Origin of the sequence: Mycobacterium neumannii (genome assembly GCF_002245615.1) — a bacterium.
Classification (GTDB): Bacteria; Actinomycetota; Actinomycetes; order Mycobacteriales; family Mycobacteriaceae; genus Mycobacterium; species Mycobacterium neumannii_A.
This window is the reverse complement of record NZ_NKCO01000017.1, coordinates 59,032-82,651: the sequence shown is the minus strand read 5'-3', so window position 1 is coordinate 82,651 and position 23,620 is coordinate 59,032. Positions and strand designations below refer to the sequence as shown.

24 protein-coding genes and 2 pseudogenes are annotated in these 23,620 nt (G+C 66.2%); 13 read left to right on the top strand and 13 right to left on the bottom strand.

What is annotated here, in order from left to right; translation table 11 throughout:
• Positions 1 to 29 precede the first annotated feature (29 nt).
• On the top strand, positions 30 to 596 hold the full coding sequence (locus tag CEX88_RS18730) for a chorismate mutase (protein ID WP_094294615.1): 567 nt from the start codon (positions 30 to 32) through the stop codon (positions 594 to 596).
• Here the strand turns inward: CEX88_RS18730 and CEX88_RS26390 are convergent.
• The 3 genes and pseudogenes from CEX88_RS26390 to CEX88_RS18720 form a co-directional block, all read right to left on the bottom strand.
• Positions 589 to 1,077, bottom strand: coding sequence for a zinc finger domain-containing protein (locus CEX88_RS26390; protein ID WP_420799232.1), 489 nt, complete (start codon positions 1,075 to 1,077; stop codon positions 589 to 591). The two genes, CEX88_RS18730 and CEX88_RS26390, sit on opposite strands and share 8 nt — an antisense overlap.
• A 132-nt stretch (positions 1,078 to 1,209) precedes the next feature.
• A pseudogene (locus tag CEX88_RS26385) lies at positions 1,210 to 1,452 on the bottom strand (DNA-formamidopyrimidine glycosylase family protein); the annotation flags it as partial.
• A gap of 16 nt (positions 1,453 to 1,468) precedes the next feature.
• Positions 1,469 to 1,861, bottom strand: a complete 393-nt coding sequence (locus CEX88_RS18720) for a phage holin family protein (protein WP_064399488.1) — start codon at positions 1,859 to 1,861, stop codon at positions 1,469 to 1,471.
• Positions 1,862 to 1,901: 40 nt separating this feature from the next.
• Here CEX88_RS18720 and CEX88_RS18715 point away from each other — a divergent pair, with 40 nt between their 5' ends.
• A complete protein-coding gene (locus CEX88_RS18715) occupies positions 1,902 to 2,384 on the top strand; it encodes a nucleoside deaminase (RefSeq protein WP_068199451.1) in 483 nt (160 codons plus the stop codon).
• A 48-nt stretch (positions 2,385 to 2,432) separates the two neighbouring features.
• On the opposite strand, the gene cobF is transcribed toward CEX88_RS18715, so the two are convergent.
• Complete coding sequence (cobF, locus tag CEX88_RS18710; RefSeq protein WP_202931563.1) at positions 2,433 to 3,224, bottom strand: precorrin-6A synthase (deacetylating); 792 nt, start codon at positions 3,222 to 3,224, stop codon at positions 2,433 to 2,435.
• 16 nt (positions 3,225 to 3,240) lie between these two features.
• Positions 3,241 to 4,293, bottom strand: coding sequence for a YihY/virulence factor BrkB family protein (locus CEX88_RS18705; RefSeq protein WP_066841569.1), 1,053 nt, complete (start codon positions 4,291 to 4,293; stop codon positions 3,241 to 3,243).
• 103 nt (positions 4,294 to 4,396) lie between these two features.
• On the opposite strand from CEX88_RS18705, the gene CEX88_RS18700 reads away from it, so the two are divergent.
• Complete coding sequence (locus CEX88_RS18700; RefSeq protein ID WP_094294613.1) at positions 4,397 to 5,305, top strand: AurF N-oxygenase family protein; 909 nt, start codon at positions 4,397 to 4,399, stop codon at positions 5,303 to 5,305.
• Complete coding sequence (locus CEX88_RS26615; RefSeq protein ID WP_082961569.1) at positions 5,302 to 5,574, top strand: DUF4873 domain-containing protein; 273 nt, start codon at positions 5,302 to 5,304, stop codon at positions 5,572 to 5,574. The genes CEX88_RS18700 and CEX88_RS26615 overlap by 4 nt, the downstream gene beginning before the upstream one ends.
• Before the next feature lie 52 nt (positions 5,575 to 5,626).
• Here CEX88_RS26615 and CEX88_RS18690 read toward each other — a convergent pair whose 3' ends face one another.
• Positions 5,627 to 5,893, bottom strand: a complete 267-nt coding sequence (locus CEX88_RS18690) for a DUF4235 domain-containing protein (RefSeq protein ID WP_066841566.1) — start codon at positions 5,891 to 5,893, stop codon at positions 5,627 to 5,629.
• Positions 5,894 to 5,958: 65 nt separating this feature from the next.
• Between CEX88_RS18690 and CEX88_RS18685 the strand changes: the two genes are divergently transcribed.
• Both CEX88_RS18685 and CEX88_RS18680 read left to right on the top strand, forming a co-directional pair.
• Entirely contained in the window at positions 5,959 to 6,825 is an 867-nt protein-coding gene (locus tag CEX88_RS18685; RefSeq protein WP_094294612.1) for an LLM class flavin-dependent oxidoreductase, read from the top strand.
• 39 nt (positions 6,826 to 6,864) lie between these two features.
• Positions 6,865 to 7,614 carry an STAS domain-containing protein gene (locus CEX88_RS18680; protein WP_066841564.1) on the top strand — a complete coding sequence of 250 codons (750 nt, stop codon included), beginning with the start codon at positions 6,865 to 6,867 and terminating at the stop codon, positions 7,612 to 7,614.
• Here CEX88_RS18680 and CEX88_RS18675 read toward each other — a convergent pair.
• Positions 7,564 to 8,727 (bottom strand): helix-turn-helix transcriptional regulator, encoded by a 1,164-nt coding sequence (locus CEX88_RS18675; protein ID WP_238382113.1) that lies wholly within the window; start codon positions 8,725 to 8,727, stop codon positions 7,564 to 7,566. The two genes, CEX88_RS18680 and CEX88_RS18675, sit on opposite strands and share 51 nt — an antisense overlap.
• A gap of 146 nt (positions 8,728 to 8,873) precedes the next feature.
• On the opposite strand from CEX88_RS18675, the gene CEX88_RS18670 reads away from it, so the two are divergent.
• On the top strand, positions 8,874 to 9,878 hold the full coding sequence (locus CEX88_RS18670) for a hypothetical protein (RefSeq protein ID WP_094294611.1): 1,005 nt from the start codon (positions 8,874 to 8,876) through the stop codon (positions 9,876 to 9,878).
• Positions 9,879 to 9,934: 56 nt separating this feature from the next.
• Positions 9,935 to 10,546 carry an FHA domain-containing protein gene (locus CEX88_RS18665; protein ID WP_066841562.1) on the top strand — a complete coding sequence of 204 codons (612 nt, stop codon included), beginning with the start codon at positions 9,935 to 9,937 and terminating at the stop codon, positions 10,544 to 10,546.
• Here CEX88_RS18665 and CEX88_RS18660 read toward each other — a convergent pair.
• Positions 10,539 to 13,538, bottom strand: a complete 3,000-nt coding sequence (locus CEX88_RS18660) for a serine/threonine-protein kinase (RefSeq protein ID WP_094294610.1) — start codon at positions 13,536 to 13,538, stop codon at positions 10,539 to 10,541. The two genes, CEX88_RS18665 and CEX88_RS18660, sit on opposite strands and share 8 nt — an antisense overlap.
• A gap of 196 nt (positions 13,539 to 13,734) precedes the next feature.
• Between CEX88_RS18660 and CEX88_RS18655 the strand changes: the two genes are divergently transcribed.
• The 3 genes from CEX88_RS18655 (at position 13,735) to CEX88_RS18645 (ending at position 15,682) form a co-directional block, all read left to right on the top strand.
• Positions 13,735 to 14,382 carry a VOC family protein gene (locus CEX88_RS18655; RefSeq protein ID WP_094294609.1) on the top strand — a complete coding sequence of 216 codons (648 nt, stop codon included), beginning with the start codon at positions 13,735 to 13,737 and terminating at the stop codon, positions 14,380 to 14,382.
• Between the two features lie 35 nt (positions 14,383 to 14,417).
• On the top strand, positions 14,418 to 14,870 hold the full coding sequence (gene rnhA, locus CEX88_RS18650; RefSeq protein ID WP_094294608.1) for a ribonuclease HI: 453 nt from the start codon (positions 14,418 to 14,420) through the stop codon (positions 14,868 to 14,870).
• A gap of 119 nt (positions 14,871 to 14,989) precedes the next feature.
• Positions 14,990 to 15,682, top strand: coding sequence for a DUF1326 domain-containing protein (locus CEX88_RS18645; RefSeq protein WP_094294607.1), 693 nt, complete (start codon positions 14,990 to 14,992; stop codon positions 15,680 to 15,682).
• A gap of 9 nt (positions 15,683 to 15,691) precedes the next feature.
• Here CEX88_RS18645 and CEX88_RS18640 read toward each other — a convergent pair whose 3' ends face one another.
• Complete coding sequence (locus tag CEX88_RS18640) at positions 15,692 to 17,968, bottom strand: ATP-dependent DNA ligase (RefSeq protein WP_094294606.1); 2,277 nt, start codon at positions 17,966 to 17,968, stop codon at positions 15,692 to 15,694.
• A 34-nt stretch (positions 17,969 to 18,002) separates the two neighbouring features.
• Here CEX88_RS18640 and CEX88_RS18635 point away from each other — a divergent pair, with 34 nt between their 5' ends.
• Both CEX88_RS18635 and CEX88_RS26380 read left to right on the top strand, forming a co-directional pair.
• Positions 18,003 to 18,230 (top strand): hypothetical protein, encoded by a 228-nt coding sequence (locus tag CEX88_RS18635; protein WP_064399473.1) that lies wholly within the window; start codon positions 18,003 to 18,005, stop codon positions 18,228 to 18,230.
• Between the two features lie 138 nt (positions 18,231 to 18,368).
• Positions 18,369 to 19,234: pseudogene (locus CEX88_RS26380) on the top strand (hypothetical protein).
• A 50-nt stretch (positions 19,235 to 19,284) separates the two neighbouring features.
• On the opposite strand, the gene CEX88_RS18625 reads toward CEX88_RS26380, so the two are convergent.
• Genes CEX88_RS18625 through CEX88_RS18610 form a run of 4 tightly spaced genes read right to left on the bottom strand, consistent with a single transcriptional unit; the run spans position 19,285 to position 23,600 of the window.
• On the bottom strand, positions 19,285 to 20,364 hold the full coding sequence (locus CEX88_RS18625) for an ABC transporter ATP-binding protein (protein ID WP_094294605.1): 1,080 nt from the start codon (positions 20,362 to 20,364) through the stop codon (positions 19,285 to 19,287).
• Between the two features lie 38 nt (positions 20,365 to 20,402).
• Positions 20,403 to 21,272 carry a carbohydrate ABC transporter permease gene (locus CEX88_RS18620; RefSeq protein WP_094294604.1) on the bottom strand — a complete coding sequence of 290 codons (870 nt, stop codon included), beginning with the start codon at positions 21,270 to 21,272 and terminating at the stop codon, positions 20,403 to 20,405.
• A 1-nt stretch (position 21,273) separates the two neighbouring features.
• On the bottom strand, positions 21,274 to 22,248 hold the full coding sequence (locus tag CEX88_RS18615; RefSeq protein ID WP_094294603.1) for a carbohydrate ABC transporter permease: 975 nt from the start codon (positions 22,246 to 22,248) through the stop codon (positions 21,274 to 21,276).
• Entirely contained in the window at positions 22,248 to 23,600 is a 1,353-nt protein-coding gene (locus CEX88_RS18610; RefSeq protein WP_094294639.1) for an ABC transporter substrate-binding protein, read from the bottom strand. The genes CEX88_RS18615 and CEX88_RS18610 overlap by 1 nt, the downstream gene beginning before the upstream one ends.
• Positions 23,601 to 23,620: the final 20 nt, after the last annotated feature.

Below are 23,620 nucleotides of genomic sequence, written 5' to 3'. Positions count from 1 at the left end.
AGCGAGGGAATCGCCGTCAGAATGACCGCATGATTCTTTTGCGGAGCGCTACATTCCTGCTCGTGGCCCTGTTCGTCGCGCTCTCCCCTGGGGTCGCCGCCGGTCAACCCGCTTCTGGGCTCTACCGGTTGGTCGACACCGCTGCGCAGCGCCTGGCGACGGCCGACGATGTCGCGGCCGCCAAGTGGATCAACGGCGGGCCGATCACGGACCGGCAGCGCGCCGATGCTGTCCTGGATGCTGTCGCCGCCGACGCCTCCGCGCGCGGCATCGACCAGGGGTATGTGCGCGCGGTCTTCACCAACCAGATCGACGCCACCGAGGGTGTGGAGTACACCCGCTTCGGTCAGTGGAAGTTCGACCCCGCCTCCGCCCCTAACACCGCACCCGACCTGAACGCGACACGTTCGCAGATCGACGAGTTCAACAAGGCCATGGTCGATGAGATTGCGCAGCAGTGGAATTCGCTGCACGCACCGAACTGCACGTTCGAACTCAAACACGCGATCGACGCCGTCGTCAACGCCCGCCAACTCGACCCGCTCTACCGGCACGCGCTGTCGGCGGCCACCCGGTCGTACTGCAAGCTCACTTGAGTAGCCGCGACAGCCGCCGATCGGCGAGCACCTTGCCGCCCGTCTGGCACGTCGGGCAGTACTGAAACGACTTGTCTGCGAACGACACTTCGCGCACGGTGTCGCCGCAGACGGGGCAGGGCAGCCCGGCTCGAGCGTGCACGCGTAGGCCGGACCGCTTCTCACCCTTGAGCGTCGCGGCCTGCTGGCCCACCGAGCGGGTCACCGCATCGGAGAGCACACCGATCATCGCGTCGTGCAGCGCCGACAGCTGCGCGTCGGTCAGCTTGGCCGCCGTCGCGAACGGGGAGATCCGCGCGACGTGCAGAATCTCGTCGCTGTAGGCGTTGCCGATACCCGCGATGACCTTCTGGTCGGTAATCACCGTCTTGATCCGCCCCCTGTTGGCCGCGAGCAACCCGGCGAGGTCGTCGGGCCCCAGCGACAGCGCGTCGGGACCCAGCGTGGCGATGCCGGGAACCTTGACCGGATCGTCGACCACCCACACCGCGAGCCGTTTCTGTGTGCCGGCCTCGGTGAGGTCGAAACCCGCGCCCTCGCCCGGGGGCCCGAGGTGTACACGCAACGCGATTGGCCCCTTGCCCGGCTTCAGCGGCGCCGCCGCCAGCTTGTCCGACCAGCGCAACCACCCCGCGCGCGACAGATGGGTGATCAGGTGCAGATCGCCGACCTTCAGACCGAGGTACTTCCCCCACCGGTCGGCTCCGGTGACGGTCTGACCGTGGAGCGCGGTGATCGGCGGGTCGAAGGTCTTGAGCACCGAGAACGCCGATACGTCGATGCGTCCCACCGTCTGGCCGACGGCGTGGCGGCGCAGGTGGTCGGCGAGTGCTTCGACTTCGGGAAGTTCGGGCATGGTTCCAGTGTGCCGGTCAATCGCGTCGCACGGCACCACCAGTGACCAGCGACAGCAGCCAACTCACGATCGACAGCACGATCGCGGCCCAGATCGCCGTCCACCAGAAGTCGTCGATGTAGAGGCCCCAGTGCGTCGTGTGCTCGGTGATCCACGACGTGATCCACAACATCAACGCGTTGATGACGATGTGGATCAGGCCGAGAGTCAGGATGTAGAGCGGGATGGAGATGATCTGCACGATCGGCTTGATGATCGCGTTGACCAGACCGAAGACCACCGCGACGACGAAGATGATGCCGATTTCCTGCAGTTGCGATTCGGCCCCCACGAACCTGATTCCTGGGACGAGCAGCGTCACCACCCACAGCGCGATGCCGGTCAAAGCGGCCCGCAAGAGGAACGACATCGCATTAGCCTAAACGAGTCGATGAACCGAAGGGGCAGCCGTGGATTTCGTACAACGGACCGTGGATCTGGCACGACGAAACGTCGAGGAGGGCGGTCGCCCGTTCGCGACCGTCATCGCCAGAGACGGTGAGGTGCTGGCCGAGAGCGCCAATCAGGTTGCCCAGACGCATGATCCGACCGCACACGCCGAGATCCTGGCGATCCGGAAGGCGTGCACGAAGCTCGGCACCGAGCACCTGACCGGCGCCACCATCTACGTTCTCGCCCACCCGTGCCCGATGTGTCTGGGCTCGTTGTACTACTGCTCCCCCGACGAAGTCGTCTTTCTGACCACCCGCGACGACTACGCCCGCTACTACGTCGACGATCGAAAGTACTTCGAGCTCAACACCTTCTACGACGAATTCGCCAAGAACTGGGACGAACGGCGGCTGCCGATGCGCTATCAGCCCGACGACGCCGCGATCGAGGTCTACCGGCTGTGGATGCAGCGCAACGACCCCGAGCGCCGGGGCGAGTGAGGGCTTTGACGGGTTGATCCCACGCACCCGGTGCGTGCAATCAACCCGTCAACCGTGTGCGTTCGCCGACCGCAGCAGATAGGTGTCCATGATCCAGCCGTGACGCTGCCGCGCGTCGGCGCGCACCCGGGCGATCTCTTCACCGACGTCACCGACGGTGCCGGCCATCAGCAATTCGTCGGGTGTACCGAGATAGGCGCCCCACCAGATGCGGGTGTCAGGCGGGCACGTCAGAAACGAACAGTCGGCGTCGAGCATCACGACCGCGCTTCCGGTCAGGCCGTGGTCGCGCAGTTGTCTGCCGGTGGTGACCAGCACCGGTTCGCCGACGTCGTTGAGGGGGATGCGATGTCGCGCGGTGAGCGCCTGGATCGCGGTGATGCCCGGGATGACGTCGCAGTCGATGTCGACGTGAATCGCGACGGTGTCCAGGATGCGCAGGGTGCTGTCGTAGAGCGACGGGTCGCCCCACGCGAGGAAGCCGCCAACGCCGTCGGGCGCGAGTTCGTTCTCGATCGCGTCGGCCCACACCCGCGCTCGCGCGGCGTGCCAGTCGGCCACCGCTTGCCGGTACGCCGGCCCGTCAGGGACGTCTCTGACCCGCGGCGGGTCGGACAGTTCGACGAAGCGGTATCCGGGCTCGCGGATGAAGCGTTGGCAGATGTGTCGCCGCAGCGCCACCAGGTCGTCCTTCGCTTCTGCATTTTGTCCTCCTCGCGTGCGGGATCCCTTGTCCATCGCGAAAAACACCTGCGTGTCGTTGAGCGCGGCCACCGCTTGGGCGGTGACGTAGTCGGGGTCGCCCGCGCCGATGCCGATGACGTGAATTCGACGGGTCACGCCCGCGAGTATGCCCTCAGTGTTTGCGCCCGCGGGACAGACGTAGCCGCCTGGCCCGCTTGGCATCCTTCTTCTCGGCAGCCTCTTCCTTGCGGATGTTGTGGTCGTCCTTGGGCGGTAACTGCAACTCGTGCTCGGCGGGCAGACCGGCCTGCAGTTGACGGCCTCGCTCGACCTCGGCGTCCACCTCCGCGCCGAACAGCAGCGCCAGGTTCGTGATCCACAACCACAGAAGGAACACGATGACACCGGCCAACGCGCCGTACGTCTTGTTGTAGCTGCCGAAGTTGGCCACGTAGAGCCCGAACCCCAGCGACGCGAGCAGCCACACGACGATCGCGAGCGCCGCGCCGCCGCTGATCCATCGGAATTTCGGCTGCTGGACGTTGGGTGTGACGTAGTACAGGATCGCGACCGCAAGCACGACAAAGAGCAGGATCAGCGGCCACCGAACCACGTTCCACGCCGTGACCGCCGCATCGCCCAACCCGATCGCATCGCCGAGCGCCTGGGCAACCGGTCCGCTGACCGCGAGCATGAACACCACGGCAGCCGCCATCACCAGACCGATCAGTGTCAGCAGCAGCTGCACCGGTCGCAGCTTCCACACCGGTCGGCCCTCATCGATTTCGTAGATGCGGTTCATCGCGCGACCGAACGCGCCGACGTAACCCGACGCGGTCCACAACGCGCCCACGATGCCCGCCACCAACGCGAATCCGGCCGTCGGCGCGTTGACGAGTTGTTCGATCGTCGGCCGCAGGGTGTCCAACGCCGACGCGGGCGCCACATCCGAGGCGATGTCGAGCAGCGCGTCCACCGTGCGCCTGCCCTGCCCGAACACGCCCAGCAGCGACACCATGACCACCAGCGCGGGAAAGATCGACAGCACTGCGTAGTAGGTCAGCGCCGCGGCCAGGTCCGTGCACTCGTCTTTTTGGAACTCGCGCACCGCCTTGCGCATCGAATACAGCAGGGACGGCCGGGTGAGATCGGTCGGCGACTCGGGTTTGCGGGGATCGTCGGGGTCAGGTGCCTGGGCAGTCCTGTCGTCCTCGTCGGTTCGCATACCACCCGATACCCTCACCCGCCCCCGGCAAACGCAACCGTTACCGCAAGTATGCGGTACCGCCGGTATTGACTTAAGTCTGCGGCCTACTTACCGTGAATCCATGACGACACCGGTCAGCAGCTCCCGCCCGACGCGCGAAAACATCGCAGAACGCCTGCTCAAAGGCTCCGCCAAGAAGTCCTATGCACCGGCCGTGGACATCGACTGGGACGCACCGCTTGACCCCGACAAATTCTTCCTGCCGCCGCACACCGTGACCCTCTACGGCACGCCGCTGTGGGACGCGATGACCCGCGAGCAGCAGATTGAGTTGTCCCGTCAGGAATTGGTCAACATCCTGTCGGCGGGTATCTGGTTCGAGAACATCCTCAACCAGGCACTCCTGCGCGACCTGATGCACCGGGATGTGAGGGCGTCATCGACGCACTACTCGCTGACCGAACTCGGTGACGAGACACGGCATATGGTCATGTTCGGCAAAGTGATCGAGCGGCTCGGCGCCGACCCGGTGCAGCCCCGCCGGTGGCAGCGGGCCGTCATCAACGCACTCCCGCTGCTGTTCCGCGGACCGATCCTGTGGGGTGCCGCACTGGTCGGCGAGGAGATCTTCGACGCGCTGCAGCGCCAGATCCTCGAGAATCCCGAATTGCAGCCAATCGTCCAGCGGCTCATGCGCATCCACGTGACCGAGGAGGCGCGCCACATCCAGTACGCGCGCGACGGGCTGCGTCGCACCAGGCCTCACATGGGCTTCACCCAACGATTCGTGATGAGCAACCTGCACGGCGTCGGAGGACCGTTCTACCGCTACCTGCTGACCATCCCCGCCCCGTACCGGCGCATGGGTCTCGACGCCCGTGCCGCCCGCCGGATGGCATTGGCCAACAACCACCATCGAAGTCGGAAAGAGGCCGGTTTCGCGCCGCTGGCATCGTTCTTCGAAGAGATCGATCTGATGGGGCCGATCGCCCGCCGGATGTGGCGCCGTAGCGGATTTCTGCCTCGATGAGTGATGTGTATGACGGCCTCGCGGCCCTCCGGATGAACGACACCGATCACGGCGTGCGGGTGCGCCTGACCGGTCACCTCGATCCGATCGACGGCCGATACCACTGGCGCGGAATGGTTTTCGATCTGGCATCCGAGATCCGGCTGCCCCAGGCCGTGCGCATCTCGATCGCCGACTGCACCGCAGAGGGCCAGCTGACCGAGGTGACGCCGTGGGGCACGCACTGTGTTGCGGGCGTCGGCGCACCGCCCTACCCGTTGAACGGCTAGGCCGGCGCAACCGTGCCACCATCGCGTCCGCGACGAGCTGGGTCGCTGACCGTTACTCGGGGTTCTCGTTGGTCAACGCCTGGAAGCTCTTCGCCTGGCCGCGCGCCAGCGCCGCGCGCACCACGCCCACGAGCAAGCCCTGTATCGCGGCGGCGATGAACACCTCCCGCGTCGACCGGTTGAGGTCCTCCGGATCCGGCTCTTCGTCGTCCGGGTGCATCCGTTGCCAGATCTCGGTGAAGATCTTGCCGGCGATGAGTCCGCCCGCGACGGCGCTCATCATCGAAAGGGGTTTGTACATAGCTTTGGCCGCACTCACGGCGTCCAGATTCCCGATGCGCCAATACCTAAACCAAGAACTAGAACACGTTCTAGTATTTCCGTGTGCGGTTCACCTATGCCGAAGCGATGACCGATCCGACGTTCTACATTCCACTGGCACAAGCCGCAGAGGCGGCCGGCTACCACGCGATGACGATCGCCGACAGCGTCGCCTACCCGTTCGAGTCGGACTCCAGATACCCCTACACCCCGGACGGCAGCCGCGAATTCCTCGACGGCAAGGCGTTCATCGAGGCGTTCGTGCTCGCAGGCGCGCTGAGCGCGGTCACCAGCACGCTGCGGTTCAACTTCTTCGTCCTCAAGCTCCCCATCCGGCCGCCCGCGCTGGTGGCCAAACAGGCCGGCTCGCTGGCCGCTCTGTTCGGGAACCGTCTCGGCCTGGGCGTCGGCACCAGCCCGTGGCCCGAGGATTACGAGCTGATGGATGTGCCGTTCGCCAGGCGCGGTAAGCGCATGGACGAGTGCATCGAGATCATCAGGGGGCTGACCACCGGCGAGTACTTCGAGTTCCACGGCGAGTTCTACGACATCCCGAAAACGAAGATGACGCCGGCGCCCACCGAACCGATCCCGATCCTCATCGGGGGCCACGCCGACGCCGCGCTCAAGCGGGCCGCACGCAATGACGGCTGGATGCACGGTGGCGGCGACGCCGAGGAGCTGGACCGACTCCTCAAGCAGCTCAAGCAGTTTCGCGAAGAAGAAGGCAGTACCGGGCCGTTCGAGATTCACGTGATCTCCGCCGACGCGTACACGCCCGACGGCATCAAACGACTCGAAGACAAAGGCGTCACCGACGTCATCGTCGGGTTCCGGATGCCCTACATCACCGGACCGGACGCAGAACCGCTAGGCACCAAGATCCGTCACCTGGAGAAGTTCGCCGAGAAGGTCATCGCCAAGCTCTGACTCGATTTGCGCACCGCCGAAGCGGGTAGACGACTCGCAATGCAGGGCGTCGAAGTGTCAACAGCTCCTTACGGTTCGGCAGTCGTCTTGAGGCCTCGCGGCGTGCTGGACGGCAGCACGTATCGCTCGCTGCGCGATCAGATCATCCAGACAGCGCTCGACGAACCGCAGGCAGTCTTGGTCGACATCGCCGGTATCGACGTTCCAGCCGCTTCTGCCTGGGCGGTGTTCAGCAGCGCCCGACGGCACGTCGACCGGTGGCCCGGCGTGCCCGTGGTGCTGCTGTGTGGGGATACTTCGACGCGCGCTGCCATCGATGACGCCGGCGTCACCCGCCACGTACCGGTCTTCGCCTGCGCTGGGTCCGCCATCGACCGACTCAATGCGACCAGCACGCCTCGACTTCGCAGGCGGGCACGCGCCGAGCTGCCCGCCGCGCTACCCAGCCTTCAGCGAGCCAGGGAACTGAGTGCAGAGTGGCTGACGACCTGGGCCCGCACGGAGATGGTCTCGACGGTGAAGGTCGTGGTCACGACGTTGGTCGAAAACGTCCTGCAGCACACCGACAGCGCTCCCGGTCTGCGGGTGGAGTGCAGCGGTCACTCGGTGGCGGTCGCCGTCAACGACACAAGCCGCGCTCCCGCCCTACTCAGGGAAGCGGCCACAGCCACGGGACGACCGTCGGGGTTGCGGATCGTCGCGGCGCTCTGTCGCAGCTGGGGGAACGCGCCGACGACGTCAGGCAAGACGGTGTGGGCGGTGATTGGACCGGAGAACGTGACGCCGTGAACCGCTGCTGTTCAGCGTGATGTGCGGGCTCTGGCCGTACATTTGTCGGTACAGCACCGCGAACCGACCCGTGTGCGCGAACCCCCATCGGGCTGCAATCTCGGTGACGGTGGCGCCTTGCCGTCCTGCCAGAAGTTCCCGGTGCGCGTAGTTCAACCGAGCCCTGCGCAGGTACTGAAGGGGTGTGGTGGCGCGGTGGCGCCTGAACATGTACTGCACCGCCCGGGGTGTGACGTGGACGGCTTCGGCGATATCTGTCAGGCCGATGTCCCTCTGCACATTCGCGTCGATGAACTCGATCGCACGACGAAGCAGAACCGGCTGGTGATCGGTGTGGTTGTGTGAGCACGACCGAGGAACCCGCGCCGAGTTCGGAAACGTCGACAACGTCACCGCGGCCAGCAGGCGCGTGGCGTGGCCGACGACCAACGGTGTCGCCAGCGCGTCATCGGCGAGCACGTTTTCTTTCACGTACACGACCGTGTTCTTCCACAGCCGCGCTGCGGCGGCGCCGACCGGCGTCAAACGGAAGAAGCGGATCGGGCCCTCGACCTCACCGAAAGACATGCCGTTGGCTACGCCGACCACGAGCGAAGGATTCAACACGACCGCGGTCGCCCGCAGATCCTCGGACCGTGCCATAAAGGGCAGATAAGGCTGCGACAGCAGCGCGACGTCATCCTTCGCGGCGCGGCACTCGAAGCCCTCACACGCGCTACTCACCCGCCCACCGGTTGGCCAGACGGCGACGACCTTGTTCGGTGCGTCGGCCCGGGCCTCCAGGTATCCAGCGACATAAATGTCGTCGATCGTCAATGGACCGACGGAGACGCGCGTGTGGCTTAGCAGAACACCTTTGGACGAAGACCAAGATTGGCTAGATAGCTGCAGGCAGACGCCGTAGGCGTCGCCAAGGTACTGGTTCGCGGTTGCGGGATCGGTGATTTCGATATGTGACCGTATGAGCGTGGGCGTGCCGGCGGCATCGGTTGGCGTCATTTTCAAGATCACCTTCAAAGGGTGATGCACGTGAAGGGCTTGTGGCTGTACCCCCGGAACCTTCGACCCTACTCCTCTTTTCGTTTCTCGGATTCTCCGGACGAAAAGCGCCACGCCCTCGGTGCGGCTGCGAGCTCTGTCGCCTTACTCGGCGGATAGGAAAACCTTCCCCACTCGGCAAGAACTCTGACGCTCAGGCGATTACGACATCGAGGCCTCCCCGCGACGATGAACTCGTCCCTCCGAGCCAAGGAAGCCCCATGACCGCGACAGCACCGACCGCAACCACCCGCCCCGACGAAACGGTGCGGCTGCGTCCCGGCGATCTGCCGGTGCGGCCCCGGCCCGTACCCGTCTCTCGCCCCGAGGTGAAGACGACGCGGTTGCGTCCTGTCGCTGCGCCGACGAAGCCGCTGCCGAAGGCCGTCAGCGCCTTCGACGGCAAGACGGTCCGGCTGCGTGCCCTGGAACTGCCGGTCGTCGCCAAGGTCACCAGCACCGTGCGGCAGCGGTACGTGGACCTGAACAAGGTCAAGAAGCCGCCGACCAAGTGGGACATCGCGCGACTCTCGCTGGTGATGCTGCTGGCTTCGATGCCGATCCTGGGCATCTCGGTCGACGTGTTCGGCTTGGTACCTCAGAACGTCACGTCGGTCGTCGTGATCGCGCTGTGCGCCGTGCTGGGAGCGCTGATCGCGTTCGCCCCGCATCGGATGGACATCTTCGTCGGGCGCGGCCTGATCGCAGGCATGGTGGCCTGCATCGTCTACGACGCCGCTCGGCTGTTCGCGGTGCACGTCCTGGGATTGATGGGCGACTTCATCCCCGTGATGGGATCCTTCGTCACCGGGGAGCCCGACACCGCGGGCAGCGCGGCGGTCGGTTATGTGTGGCGCTACATCGGCGATGGTGGCGGCCTGGGCGTGGCGTTCTTCGTCGTCGCGTTCACGTTGGGCATCGACCGGTGGAAGAACGTCTACGCGGTGCTGGCCTCGGTCGCCTTCGCGGTGTTCCCGACGTGGGCCGGGTTGATGGCGACGGTCGCGCTGGCCCCGCGTGGCGAGGAGATGATGTTCCCACTGAACGTCGCGACGGTGACGATCACGCTGGTCGGACACCTGATTTTCGGGCTGGTGCTGGGGTTGGCCTTCCTCAAGGCGCCGCGGGGCCGCGAACACAGCGAATGGCCCTGGCCGCCGCTGTTCGAGTCGGCCCAGGCCAAGCGGGTCATCCGCGCCTACAAGAAGTTCACCAATCGGCCGTAGCGTTCGTCGACCAGGGACCTCCTGTCTGGGCCAGAATTGCCTCGATAGGAGGTCCCATGTCGTCGCACCTGGAAATCTCGAGGCCGTCGGGGCGGGAGTTGGTTGCGCTCAGCGGTGAGCGGGTGACCCTCGGTAAGGCGTCCACCAACGCGGTGGCGCTGGAGCATGACGAAACCGTCTCACGGTTGCACGCCGTTCTGGAGAACCTCGGATTCGCCTGGTCCATAAGGGATCTCGGAAGCCGCAACGGCACCTACCTCAACGGCGAGCGGATCAGCGCCGAACGCGTGCTGCGGTCCGGTGACGAGGTGCGTCTCGGCAAGTCGCGGTTGGTCTTCTGGGAGGTGAGGGACAGCGGGGACGGCAAGCTCGACGAGGAGACGGTGACCGCCCAAGCCGTCGAACCGCCGCCCCGGCTGACCCGCCGCGAACTCGATGTCCTCGTGGTGTTGTGCAGACCCCTGGTCTCCGACGACCCGTTCCCCGAACCCGCGTCGGTGCGCCGGATGGCGGGCGAGCTGTTCGTCACCGAGGCCGCGGTCAAACAGCATCTGCAGAACCTCTACGACAAGTTCGCCATCCCGGCCGAAGGCGATCGCCGGGTCCGGCTGGCCAATGAGGCGCTGCGGCGCGGCGCCGTCACCCTCGCACAACTGCGTGCTACGTGAAGTCGAGGGCCTCGACGGTGGCGACAGGTCCTTCGTGGGTCGGCCGGTCGGCGCCGCCGATGCAGTACAGCGTCGGACCGACGGCGGCCACCACCTGGCCGTGCACCGGAGTCCCGATGGGCGCCGCCGTCGTCCACGTCCCGTTGGCGATGTCGTACATCTCGACCGTCGCCAGCACGCGCGTCGGCTCCTCTCCGCCCACCGCGACGATCCGGCCGTCGATGTAGGCGGCGCCGAAGCTGCCGCGGGCAGTCGGCATGTCCGTCAGCTTCTCCCACTCTCCCGACGACGGATCGAACCGCTCGAAGGCGGCGGTGTTCTCATCAGCGCTCAGTGACCGCCCGCCCACGGCGTAGACATAGCGGTCGTCGGACACCGCGGCCAGATGCTCACGCGCGGTGGGCATGTCGGCGGCCTGAGTCCAGGATTCACCGTCGAACACTTCCGTCGGTACGACGAGCTGTTTGTCGCTCTGCCCGCCGACGACCACCAGCTTGTCGCCGACGACGGCCGCCGCCGCGCCGGCACGGCCGTGCTGCAGAGCGGGAAGTTCGGTCCACTTGCCGTCGCGCAGTGCGAACACCTTGTCCGACGGCTCCCCGATGTTGTCGGTGGCGCCTCCGAGGACGACGACCTCCCCCTTGTAGGTGGCGGCTGTCGCGTGGTGCAGTCCGATCGGCAGCGACGGCGCAGGCTGCCAATCCTCCGTCTGCGCGTCGAAAGTCTCGACGGTGTCGAGGGTCTCGCCCTCGCGGATACCGCCTGCAATCCAGATCTTGTCGTCGAGCACCGTCCACGCCATCATCAACCGCGCCGTCGGAGCGTCCGGGAGCGCCCGCCACTGCGCTGCCGGTTGCGGTTGGCGTGCAGGAAGTTTCAGCGTCTCCGCCGACGAGGTGATCTTGCCGTCGCCGGCGCCCGTCGAGCCGCCGATCGCGTACACGCGACTGCCCACCGCGGCCACCGCCATACCGTGGCGCGCGGTGCCCATGTCGGGCAGACCGGACCAGGTCGTCGTCGACAGATCGAACGCGCGCACGCTCTTGAGCGCTTGCCCTCCGGACATGCCGCCCACCACGACCAATCGGTCGTCGGTGGCCGCGATGCCGAAATCGCTTCGCGCTTCGGGGAGTTCGGGCAGGGCCGTCCAGGTGTCGGCGGCGGGGTCGTACGCTTCGACGGTCGCCACGTCCGCGCTTCCCGTGGTGCCTCCGATCGCGTACACCAGCTTGTCGTCGGAGGCCGCGCTCAACATCTGACGCGGGGTCCGGATGGGCGCGCCGAGCTTCCAGGAGGTGCCGTCAAAGACCTCCGTCGTGTTCAGCAGCTTGCCCGCGGCGTCCACTCCGCCGGTGACGACGATCCTGTCACCGACCACGGCGGCGGCCGCGGCGGCCCGCGGTTGTAGCAGCGGCGGCAGTTCCGTCCAGCGACTGTTGACGACGCGCCACACCCGATCGGTCGCGATTTTCGCGTCGGCCCCTTCCGCGCGCCATCCGCCGAGCACCACCGGGTTCTCCCGCCATGTCACCGCCATCGCGCGCTGCACGGGGACGGGCAGGTCCTCACCACTTTTCCAGCTGTCGATCGCGGGGTCGTAGCCCTCGTGCCTGCCGCTGACGCGGCCATCGGCGCCGAGGCCGCCGAAGACCCAGATAGTGCCGTCAGCCTGGGTGGCGGCCACCGCGTCGCGGGCGACGCGCGCGTCGGCGATCGGCCGCCAGGCCGGTTGTGCCTCGGCGGCCTGCGGTGCGGGAGCAGCGGTTTGGTCGCCACCGGAGTCGCGCGTCCAGGCGATCACGAAGACTCCGCTGACCACCAGCAGCAGTACCCCCGCGATCGCACCCGAGACGATCAGGACCCGTTTACGGTTCCGCCGTCTCGGCGAAGCGGCCTCCGCTGACTCGGGCCGCAGACCCGGCGGCGGCTGCCAGGGGAGACTTGTCTGACTGATGGACGCGGTGTGGGCGAACATCCCCGGCTCGGGCAAGGGCCCGGCGGGTTCGCCGGACCGGGCGGGCCGCCGCGGCGGGGGCAGCGGCTCGGGTTGCGCGGATACGGACGGCTCGACGAGCTCGGAGATCGGCACCGCCTGCGTGCCTTCCGGCTGCTCCGGTGGGGCGCTCGGCTCGCCGAGCGCCATCACGTCGGCCGTCAGCCCGTTGTTCCGCTGCGCCAACTGCAGTTCATGACCGAAGTCCGCAGCAGAGGCGTAGCGGTCGGCGGGCTCGCGGGCCATCGCCTTCTCCACCACGGCACACACATCGGCGGGGATGCCCTGGGGGCGCAGGTCCGGTATGGGCGTCGAAGTGATGCGCAGGTAATGCGCGATGAGATCCTCGTCGTTCTTGCGCTCGTGCGGCGGCTTGCCCGCGATCAGCGCGTAGATCGAGGCTCCGAGCGAGTAGACGTCGGCCTCGACGGTCGGCGGGTTGCCCTCGAGAACCTCTGGGGCGGTGTAGGACAGCGTGCCGGTGAAGAAGCCGGTGACCGTCTTGTACCCGCCGGCGATGCGGGCGGTCCCGAAGTCGCTCAGCTGTGGTTCGCCGTAATCGTTGAAGAGCACGTTGGCGGGTTTGATGTCGCGGTGCAGGGTTCCGGTACGGTGCGCGGTTTCCAGTGCGCCGCAGAGCTTCACGCCGATGCGCAGGGCCTCGGGCCAGGCGATGCGGCCCTCGCGCCGCAACCGCTCCGCGAGCGATCCCTCGCGGTGGTACGGCATCACGATGAACGGCCGGTTGCTCTCGGTCACGCCGACCTGCAGGATGTTCACGATGTTCGGGTGCCCGGAGAGCGCACCCATGGCGTAGCCCTCGCGCAGGAAGCGTTCCCGGTCGTCGTCGTCGAGATCGGACGCGAGCACCTTGATCGCGACGCTCCGCGCCAGTGACTGTTGATAGCAGCGGTAGACGACGCCGCCGCCACCCCGGCCGATCTCGACCGCGTCGGTGAATCCGGCGGCCGCTAACTCATTCGCCATTCCAGAAGCCATGTGCCACCGCCCTCCGGTGAACTGCAGATCGTTCGCTCTCAACGTACCGAGCAAGCTCGCGCTGGACGCGCGATTCCACAGTTCCGGAGGACGTCCATACTGCGGGGTACGGGCGGCAAACACCGCGCGGATTGCGGTGGGTGAACTACGTCGCGCGGCGTCGCTCCGCGGCCGGGGCGAAGGCCATACTCGAGCGGTGACATCAGCCGCCGTCAGGATCGACGAGATCGAGGTCGCCGATCCGGCGGACGCATGGCGTCGGGCCGGTTTCACGATCGACGACGAGATGGTCTGCCGGGTCGGCGGCGTCCGCATCCGGCTTGTCGGCCCCGAGCGCGGTCGCGGCATCGTCGGGTGGTCGTTGTGCGGCCTGCCCCCGGACGCCGTGCGCTCCGACGTCGACGGCATCCCGACGTCGAGGTCCAGCGCCGCCGGTGCGACGCCCGCTGAGCACCCGAACGGCGTGGCCGCCATCGACCACGTCGTGCTGCTGTCACCCGATCTCGATCGGACCGTTCAGGCGCTCACCGCGATCGGCGTGGCCCCGCGACGAGAACGCGACGGTGAACTGGGCGGCCGGTCGATCCGCCAGATCTTCTTCCGGTTCGGCGAGGTGATCGTCGAGGTCGTCGGCTCACCGGGCACCACAAGCGAAGCGCCGTCGACGCTGTGGGGGATCACCTACGTCGTCGCCGACATCGACGCGACCGCGGCGTTCTTCGGGGAGCGCACGGGGCCGGTCAAGGACGCGGTACAGCCTGGGCGCCGGATCACCACGCTGCGCCATCAGGCGTTCGGGATGTCGGTCCGGACGGCGTTGATCTCGCCGTCCGCGCGTCGCTGAGTCGACGTCTCGGCCTCGACGCTTATCCTCGTCGGGTGAGCCAGGACCCGGTCGTCATACACACCGACGGCGGCTGCAGGCCCAATCCGGGTCCCGGCGGTTGGGGCGCGGTGCTGCGTCAGCATTCGCACGTGCGGGAGATGTACGGCGGCGAGGCGCAGACGAGCAACAACCGGATGGAGCTCACCGCGCCGATCATGGCGCTGGAGGCGTTGACGCGGCCCGTCGTGGTGCACCTGTACACCGACAGCACCTATGTCCGTAACGGCATCACCAAGTGGGTGCTCGGCTGGGAGCGCAACGGCTGGATGACCGCCGCGAAACAGCCGGTGAAGAACGTCGACCTCTGGACGAGGCTGCAATTGGCTTGCGCGTCACACCAAGTCGAGTGGTTCTGGGTGAAGGGCCATTCAGGGGTCGCCGACAATGAGTTGGCCGACCAGTTGGCGACGCGGGGAATGCAGGAAGCGCATCTGGCCGCGCACTGACACGCTGCTCGAGCTGTCGCCGCACCATATACCCCCGGGGGGTACTTGCACCTTTACATGGATCGCGCTACCGTTCGGTCATCCCCCTACCCCCGGGGGGTATATGAGGGAGGTCCGACATGAGCGCAACCACCCACTGGCACCTGCGAGGTGACTGGTTCGATGTGTGCAGCTGCAAGCTGCCCTGCCCGTGCAGCTTCGCACAGGCGCCGACGCATGGCGAGTGCCTGTTTACCCTCGTCTGGCACGTGCGCGAGGGCCACTTCGGCGATGTTGACCTCGCAGGCTTGAACGTCGTCTCGCTCGGGGAGTTCACGGGCAACATGTGGATCGGAGAACCGGACGCCAAGATGCGCCTGATGTTCTACATCGACGATCAGGCCGACGACGCCCAACGCGAAGCCCTCGAGCGCATCTTCACGGGGAAGGAAGGCGGCTGGCCTGCCGAGTTTGCCTCTCTCATCGAGGATCTACGCGGAATCGATTACGCGCCAATCATCTTCGACATCGCCGACGACCTCGCGCACTGGCGTGCCGAGATCCCCGGAAGGGTCGACGTGCGCATTGCCGCGCTGACCGGCCCCACGTCCGATCCGAACCGGCGCGTCACCACGACAAATGCCCCGGGTGCCGAGGTCGGACCCGGACAGGTCGCGACGTGGGGCGTCGTACAGAAGGACGAGGCAGTCGGGTTCGACTGGTCGCATGAGTACCGCGGCGGGTCGAGCAAACACTTCCCCTTCGACTGGCGGCCGAACGACAACGGCCACTCCTCCGCGCGGGGTGTACCGACGTGCGATTGCCACGCCTGACCAGGTGGGTTACTCCCAGGTGACCTCGCCGGGCTCCTTGTCGGGTCGCAAGCCACGCCAACTCGGTTGACGCAGACGGTTATCCGAGGTGCGTTCGCTGTAGCGGACCTCGCCGACGAGTTCGGGCCGCACGAACGTCACACCCTTGGCGTCCTGGCGCGGCAGCCGTTCGTTGAACGGGCTCTCGTCGGTCTCCAGCGGTTTGAGGGTCTTTTTGAGTTCGGCGAGCGCCTTGTCCGTGAAACCGGTTCCGACGCGGCCCACGAATTCCAGGCCCCCGTCGGCCGGGATCCCGAGCATCAGCGAGCCGATCCCGCTCGAACGTCCGCCGTCCCCCTGTCGCCAACCGGCGATCACGACTTCCTGTGTGTTCCAGACCTTGTCCTTGATCCACGACGACGACCGCCGCCCCGGCTGGTAGGTCGAGTCACGCTTCTTCGCGACCACGCCCTCCCACCGCTTCTTGCGGGCGTACTCCATCGCCGCGGGGCCGTCGCCGGGCAACGGATCCGGGACGATCAGGCCGCCGCCCTCGGCCAGCGCCTCGAGTATCTTGCGACGGTCGGAGTACTTGGCGCGCAACAGGGAGCGGCCGTCGAGGTAGAGGATGTCGAACGCCCAGAACTCCACGCGGGTCGACCGTGCACGGTTCTGCATCTCGGAGAAGCTCGGCACGCCGGACTCGTCGAGCGCGACCGCCTCACCGTCGAGGATCACGTGGTGATCGGCGAGATCGGCTGCCACCGCCTCGAATTGGGGGAACTCGGCGGTGACGTCTCGGCCACGTCGGGAGCGCACCGTGAGCCTGCCGCGATCCGCGTCGATGATCACGCGGTAGCCGTCCCACTTACCCTCGAACGCCCACTGGCTCGCCTTGAGCTTGGCGACCGAGCCTTCCGTTGACAGCATCGGCGCGAGGTCACCTGCTTGCGGGCGCTTCTGGTCCTTCATGCGGTGTGCGAGCCAGTTCTTGCCGTCGGTCTGGATCAGCGCATAGCGGCCGTCGATCTTCTTGCCGCGCAGGTTGATGATGACCTCGCCGCCCTCCGCGGTGCTGTCGGGTGATACGTCGTTGAACTTCTCGGCCTCATAAGTGCCGGTGTCCCAGATGATCATCTTGCCGCCGCCGTACTCGCCCTTGGGGATCTCGCCGTGGAAGGTGAGGTACTCCAACGGGTGGTCCTCGGTGTGGACGGCGAGGTGGTTGACCGACGGGGTGTCGGGCAGGTTCTTCGGAACCGCCCAGCTCACCAGCACGCCGTCGCGTTCGAGCCTCAGGTCGTAGTGCAGCCGTCGGGCGTGGTGTTCCTGGATGACGAACTTGTCGTTGTTCCCCGTCTTCGGCGGCTTGTTCGGCACCGGCTCAGGGGTTTTGGACGCGTCGCGCATGCTGCGGTAGGTGGTCAGCCGGTCCGGTACCGGTACCGCCTCGTCGAGCGGTGCGAGCAGGTCGCCCATCTCCTGCACCCGGTCGAGCACCTCGTCGAAGTTGAGGTGCCGCAACTTCGGATCCTCGATCTCGTCCCAGGTGCGTGGTGCGGCGACTGTCGGATGTTCGCGTCCGCGAAGCGAATACGGCGCGATCGTGGTCTTGGCGCCGTTGTTCTGGCTCCAGTCGACGAAAACCTTGCCGGTGCGCACGCTCTTGGTCATCGTCGCGGTCACGCGTTTGGGCATCGTCTTCTCGAGCTGTTGTGCGACCCGCCGCGCGAGAACCGATGCACCCTGCGAACTGATCGGTTCCTCGAGCGGGACGTACAGGTGCACCCCCTTGCTACCGCTGGTGAGCGGGAAGGTGGTCAACCCGATGTCGGTGATGAGGTCGCGCACCTCATGGGCGACCTCGCAGAGCTGGCGGAAGGACACCCCCTCGCCGGGGTCGAGGTCGAAGACGATGCGGGTCGCGGGGCCGGGCGTCGGTTGCCCGTCGTCCTTGCTGACGAACCGCCACTGCGGGACGTGCACTTCGAGCGCGGCCTGCTGCGCGATCCAGGCCAGACCTTCGGCGGTGTCGATCAGCGGATAGGTCGTCGTCCCCGAGCGATGCGTGACCGACGCGCGGTCCAACCAGTCCGGCGCCGACGAGGCGAGTTGCTTCTCGAAGAACGACGGCTCCTCGACACCGTTGGGCCAGCGCTTGCGGGTCACGGCGCGGCCCGCGATATGCGGGATCATCGCCTCGGCGATGCCGACGTAATAGTCGAACACCTCCGCTTTGGTGGTGCCCGTCGCCGGGTACAGCACCTTGTCCGGGTTGGTCAGCTTCACCCGGCCGAATCGATCCACAGTGTGAACGTATACCCGCTGCTACGTTGGATCCGTGGCGAGAATCTTCGCGGCGGTGCTGGTCGCGGTGGCTGCCCTGCTGGCGGCACCGCACGCCGCCGCGGATCCGCAGGATCTCGTCCCCTACTGCTCGGGTGACCAGACGCCGATGGACGACAACTGCCGCCCGCCGGCGCACCAGGAGTTCACCCACTCGCCCAGTGGCCTCGACCCGAATCTGCCCAGCGGCCTTGACCCGGGGAACGCGGCGGTCGTCGACTAGCGGCTAGGTCCGAGTACCACGGCTGCTAACGCCGCCGATTTCTGCGTCAGGGCTGCGATTTCGCGTTATCCACAGCCCTGCCGCAGAAATGGACGACGGGGTACGCGTTCTGTCGGCCGTCCCGTCCACGATCCGGTCATGTGGCAACCGTTTCTGGGCAGCGAGGCGATCAGCGATGGCCGACTCACGCGAGGGCAACTGCGCTGGAACCACTCCGCCGTCCTGCCGCGGGTCTACCGCCCAAACGACGCTGAACGCAATATCCACTCCAATGCCGTTGCGGCATGGTTGTGGACCGGTCGTAGAGGCGTGATCGCGGGGCGGGCCGCGGCAGCGTTCCACGGCGCAAAGTGGGTGGATGCGTCGACCCCGATCGAGGTGATCACCGCCCACACCCGCCCGCGCGAAGGCGTCATCGTCCGCGAAGAACGCTTGGCACCCGACGAGATCACCTACTTCGGGGAGATTTCCGTGGCGACCCCCGCTCGGACCGCGTGGGATCTAGCTCGCCACCTTCCGCGCGACAAGGCCGTCGCGCATCTGGACGCCCTGGCCGCCGCCACGGGGGTGTCCGCCGATGATGCCTTGGCGCTGAGCGATCGATATCGGGGCGCACGCGGAGTTCGTCGTGCCCGGACGGCGCTCTGCTTGATGGACGCAGGCGCGCAATCGCCCGAGGAGACCCGCCTTCGTCTGTTGCTCATCGACGCCGGATTGCCCACCCCGCGGACGCAGATCAGGCTCAGCGACGGGTACCAGGAGGCGTTTCTCGACATGGGGTACGACGAGCCGATGGTCGGTCTGGACTACGACGGAGTTCACCACAGCGAGAACCGACGGCAATACGTGTACGACGTGGGTCGTGCCGTGTTCGTCGATCGCCAAGGCTGGTCGACATCCATGTGCTCAAGGAACACAGCCGGCGATACATCTTGCATCGCGTCTTCGACGCGTTCACCCGCCGCGGTTGGACCCCGCCGAAATCTGCAAGAGGGTCGCGGTGAGGCGAAAATCGCAACCCTGGTGCAGAATTCGGCAGCGCTGAAAGGCGAAATCAGTCGATGCGTTCGCCGGTCTCCGGGTGGAACAGGTGCACGGACCCTTCCGGATGTCTGCGCAGCCGCACCGTCTCGGCGAGTTTGGGCGCCGTGCGCGGATTGCAGCGTGCGACCAGCTCGACTCCCGAACCCGCGTGCGTGTAGAGGTAGGCCTCGCTGCCGAGGTCCTCGACCAGGTCGACGACGACCTCCACCCCGCCGGTGTCGGTGAGCTCGAGTTGTTCGGGCCGGATGCCGAGCGTGACCTCCGAGAGGCCCGCGTCGCTCAACTTCGAAAGTCGCTCGCGTTCGAGCGGAAGCGTCGTGTCGCCGATGCGGACACCGTCGGCCGCGATCGGCAGCGTCACCAGATTCATGGCGGGTGAGCCGATGAAACCGGCGACGAACGCGTTGGCCGGCCTGTCGTAGAGTTCGTTCGGGGCGGCGAACTGCTGCAGTTTGCCGAACCGCAGGACCGCGACCCTGTCCCCCATCGTCATCGCCTCGATCTGGTCGTGGGTGACGTAGACCGTCGTGGTGCCGAGCCGTCGCTGCAGCGCGGCGATCTGGGTGCGGGTCTGCACGCGCAGCTTCGCGTCGAGGTTCGACAGCGGCTCGTCCATGCAGAACACCTGCGGCTCGCGCACGATGGCGCGGCCCATCGCCACACGCTGCCGCTGCCCACCGGACAGCTTGGCGGGCTTGCGGTCGAGGAACTCCGTGAGGTCCAGGATCTTGGCCGCCTCCTCGACCTTCTTTCGCCGCTCGTCGCGCGAAACCCCGCGCAGTTTCAGCGCGAAACCCATGTTCTCGGCGACGGTCTTGTTCGGGTACAGCGCGTAGTTCTGAAACACCATCGCGATGTCGCGATCCTTGGACGGCACACCGGTCATGTCGCGGCCGCCGATCTCGATCGCGCCCTCGTCGATGTCCTCCAGCCCGGCCAGCATGCGCAGGGCGGTGCTCTTGCCCGACCCGGACGGCCCGACCAGCACGACGAATTCGCCGTCGGAGATGTCGAGGTTGAGCGAATCGACCGCGAGCTTGTCCGAGCCTTCGTAGACGCAGGAGGCGTTGCGGTAAGTGATTGTTGCCATTGGTATCTCCGTGTCTCTCGTGATCGGGTCCGTACGGGTTACTTGATCGCGCCGAACGACAGTCCGCGCACCAGCTTGTTCTGGGCGATCCATCCGCACAGGATCACCGGCAGCGCGGCCATCGTCGCGGCCGCCGACAACACGGCCCAGTACTGACCCTCTCCGGCGATGAAGCCGACGAGGTACACGGGCATGGTCTGGGCGTTCACCGCGGTGAGGTTCACCGCGAAGAAGAACTCGTTCCAGGCGAAGATCACGCAGATCAACGCCGTCGCAGCGATACCCGGCGACACCAGGGGCAGGATCACCTCGCGCACCGACCGCCACAGGCTGGCGCCGTCCAGGCTGGCCGCCTCCAACAGTTCGCCGGGCACCTCGAGGAAGAACGACCGCATCATCCACACCGCGATCGGCAGGTTCATCGCCGTGTAGAGCACGATCAGCGCCCAGATGTTGTCCAGCAGCCCGATATTGGACACGATCACATACAGCGGCAGGATCACTGCGACGACGGGCAGCATCTTGGTGCTCATGAAGAAGAACAGCGCATCCTGGGTCTTGCGGACCGGCCGCAGCGACAACGCGAATGCGGCGGGGACTCCAAGCGCGAGCACGAGCAGCGTCGAAATCCCGGTCGCGAACAGCGAATTCAGCATCGCGGGCCCGATGCCCTGGTCGAAGACGGCAGAATACTGATCCAGCGTCGGGGAGAAGAACAGCTTCGGCGGGCTGGTGGCGGCGTCGGCCTCCTGCTTGAACGACGTCAACACCATCCAGAGGACCGGAAAGAAGAATCCGATCCCGACCAGCCACGCCACCAGCCCCCAGGGACTGAACGTGCGGGACTTCTTCTTTCTCTTCGCCACGGGTTGCGGTGTGGCTGCGGTTTTCTCGACGGTGGTAGTCATGTCAGGCCGTCTCTTCCTTCCCGGTGAACGACTTGAAGATCAATCGCAGCGCGAAGCTGGCGATGATGATTGTGAAGACGACCACCACCACTCCCATGGCCGCCGCCTGGCCGATGTCGAAGCCGAGGAACGCGCGCTGATAGATGTAGAACGGCAGGTTCGCGCTCGCGATGCCCGGCCCGCCCTGCGTCATCATGTAGATGGCATCGAACGTGTTGACCAGGAAGATCGCCCCGAGGACGACTCCCAACTCGATGAATCGCCGAAGGTGGGGAAGCGTCAACTCCCGGAAGAGCTGAAAGGCGTTCGCACCGTCGACTCGGCCGGCCTCCAGGATGTCGCGCGGCATCGACTGGAGACCGGCGAGGATCAGCAGCATCATGAACGGCGTCCACTGCCAGATCAGCATCACCATCACCATCGCCAGCGGAAACTGCCCGATCCAGTCCATCCGCTCGATCCCGACCAGCGACAGCAGCCAGTTCAGGATGCCGTTGTTCGGGTCGAGGATCGTCGTCTTCCAGATCAGCGCGGCTGCAACGGGTGTGACGAGGAACGGCGTGATCAGCAACGTCCGCACGATCCCACGGCCCAGGAACGCTCGGTCGAGCAGCAATGCCAGGAGCAGCCCGAAGAACGCGGAGATCAGCACCACCCCGACGATCAACACCACCGTGTTGAGCGCGACGGTCCAGAACTGACTGTCCTTGGCCACCGTGACGTAGTTCTGCAACCCGATGAACTCACGTGATCCCGGGCGAACCAGGTTCCACGACAGCGTCGAGTAGTAGAGGGTGAACAGGAACGGAACCTGCGTCACGACGATCATGAAGATCAGCGCCGGCAACAGCGGGCCCCGCCTGCGCCAAGCTTCGGCGCGGCTCACCCCGGTTTCCTTCGCCTCCCGGATCCTGCGAACCCGTTCTGCCACCGCCGTTTCGCTGGCGCCGGCCGTGGTATCGGCGGTTACGGTCATCACTTCTCCTGATATGTCTTGCCGACGACCTCGGCATACTGCTGCGCTTGGTCGAGCGCCTCGTTGACCGTCTTCTGACCGGCGATCGCGGCGCTGATCTGTTGGCTGACCCTGGTGCCCAGATCCTGGAACTCAGGTATCGCGACGAACTGGATTCCGGTGTACGGAACCGGTTGCACGGTAGGCTTGTTCGGGTTGGCGTTCTGGATCGAACGCAATGTCAACGGTCCGTAGGATCGCGAGATCTTCTCGTACTCCGGCAGTTCGGTGTAGGTGGATGTCCGGCTGCCCGGTGGGACCCTCGCCCAGCCGAGCTTCTCCCCCACCAGTTTCATGTAGTCCTTGCTCGTCATCCATGAGATGAACTTCCATGCGCCGTCGGGGTTCTTCGCCGACTTCGGGATCCCCAGCGCCCAGGTGTAGAGCCACCCGGAGTTCGGCTTCTCGGCGATGGGCGCGGGCAGATATCCGATCTTGCCGACCAGTTCCGGGTATTCCTGCGGATCTTCGAGGACCGACACCGCCGACGTGGCGTCGTACCACATGGCGGTCTGGCCCTGGCCGAACAGGTTCGCGCACTCCTGGAAACCGGTGGAGGCGGCGCCCAGTTCTCCGGAGCGCTTGACCAGGTCGACGTAGAAGTTGACCGCCTTGCGCACCTCGGGGCTGTTGAGCTGTGCGTTCCACTGCTCGTCGAACCACCGCCCGCCGAACGTGTTGATCACGGTGTTCAGCGGCGCGAGCACCTCACCCCATCCCGGCTTTCCGCGAAGGCAGATTCCCGCGCGGTCACCGGACTTCAGGGTGTCGGCCCACTGCGCGACCTGCTGCCAGGTCGGCTGGTAGTTCGGTGACTGGTCGACCTCGATCTCGGCTTGTTCGAAAAGGTCTTTGCGGTACATCAGAAACGACGACTCACCGTAGAACGGGACGGCGTACATGTCGCCGTCATACGAAAGCGACTCGCGCAGCGATGAGATGAAGTCCTCCTCGTCGTACCCCGGTGTCTGCGAGGCGTGTTCGGAGAGGTTCTGCAGCCAGCCGTCCTTCGCCCACTGCGGGGTCTCGAAGTTGCTGATCATCACGACGTCGAACTCGCTTCCGCCCATCGCGGTCGACATGGTGATCTTGGCGCGGGCCTGGTTCTCCGAGAGCGTGACGAACTTCAGCTTCGTGCCGGGGTTGGCCGCCTCGAACTCCGACGACAGATCCCTGGCGTCGGTCATCTGCGAGTTCGACACCATGGCGATGGTGACCTGGTTGTCCGAGGCGCCCAGGCTGCCCGCTCCCGAACATCCGGACGCCAGTACGACCCCGGACGCCGCGGCCACCGCCGCGAACCGCTTCATCATTGTCGGTCTCACCTGCGTCA

What these genes read in the sequence shown, in the direction of transcription:
- CEX88_RS18730 (WP_094294615.1), top strand. Translation starts at nt 30, where the DNA reads ATGATTCTTTTGCGGAGCGCTACATTCCTGCTCGTGGCCCTGTTCGTC.
- CEX88_RS18720 (WP_064399488.1), bottom strand. Translation starts at nt 1,861, where the DNA reads ATGTCGTTCCTCTTGCGGGCCGCTTTGACCGGCATCGCGCTGTGGGTG.
- CEX88_RS18705 (WP_066841569.1), bottom strand. Translation starts at nt 4,293, where the DNA reads ATGCGAACCGACGAGGACGACAGGACTGCCCAGGCACCTGACCCCGAC.
- CEX88_RS18700 (WP_094294613.1), top strand. Translation starts at nt 4,397, where the DNA reads ATGACGACACCGGTCAGCAGCTCCCGCCCGACGCGCGAAAACATCGCA.
- CEX88_RS26615 (WP_082961569.1), top strand. Translation starts at nt 5,302, where the DNA reads ATGAGTGATGTGTATGACGGCCTCGCGGCCCTCCGGATGAACGACACC.
- CEX88_RS18680 (WP_066841564.1), top strand. Translation starts at nt 6,865, where the DNA reads ATGCAGGGCGTCGAAGTGTCAACAGCTCCTTACGGTTCGGCAGTCGTC.
- CEX88_RS18670 (WP_094294611.1), top strand. Translation starts at nt 8,874, where the DNA reads ATGACCGCGACAGCACCGACCGCAACCACCCGCCCCGACGAAACGGTG.
- CEX88_RS18665 (WP_066841562.1), top strand. Translation starts at nt 9,935, where the DNA reads ATGTCGTCGCACCTGGAAATCTCGAGGCCGTCGGGGCGGGAGTTGGTT.
- CEX88_RS18660 (WP_094294610.1), bottom strand. Translation starts at nt 13,538, where the DNA reads ATGGCTTCTGGAATGGCGAATGAGTTAGCGGCCGCCGGATTCACCGAC.
- CEX88_RS18645 (WP_094294607.1), top strand. Translation starts at nt 14,990, where the DNA reads ATGAGCGCAACCACCCACTGGCACCTGCGAGGTGACTGGTTCGATGTG.
- CEX88_RS18625 (WP_094294605.1), bottom strand. Translation starts at nt 20,364, where the DNA reads ATGGCAACAATCACTTACCGCAACGCCTCCTGCGTCTACGAAGGCTCG.
- CEX88_RS18620 (WP_094294604.1), bottom strand. Translation starts at nt 21,272, where the DNA reads ATGACTACCACCGTCGAGAAAACCGCAGCCACACCGCAACCCGTGGCG.
- CEX88_RS18615 (WP_094294603.1), bottom strand. Translation starts at nt 22,248, where the DNA reads ATGACCGTAACCGCCGATACCACGGCCGGCGCCAGCGAAACGGCGGTG.
- CEX88_RS18610 (WP_094294639.1), bottom strand. Translation starts at nt 23,600, where the DNA reads ATGATGAAGCGGTTCGCGGCGGTGGCCGCGGCGTCCGGGGTCGTACTG.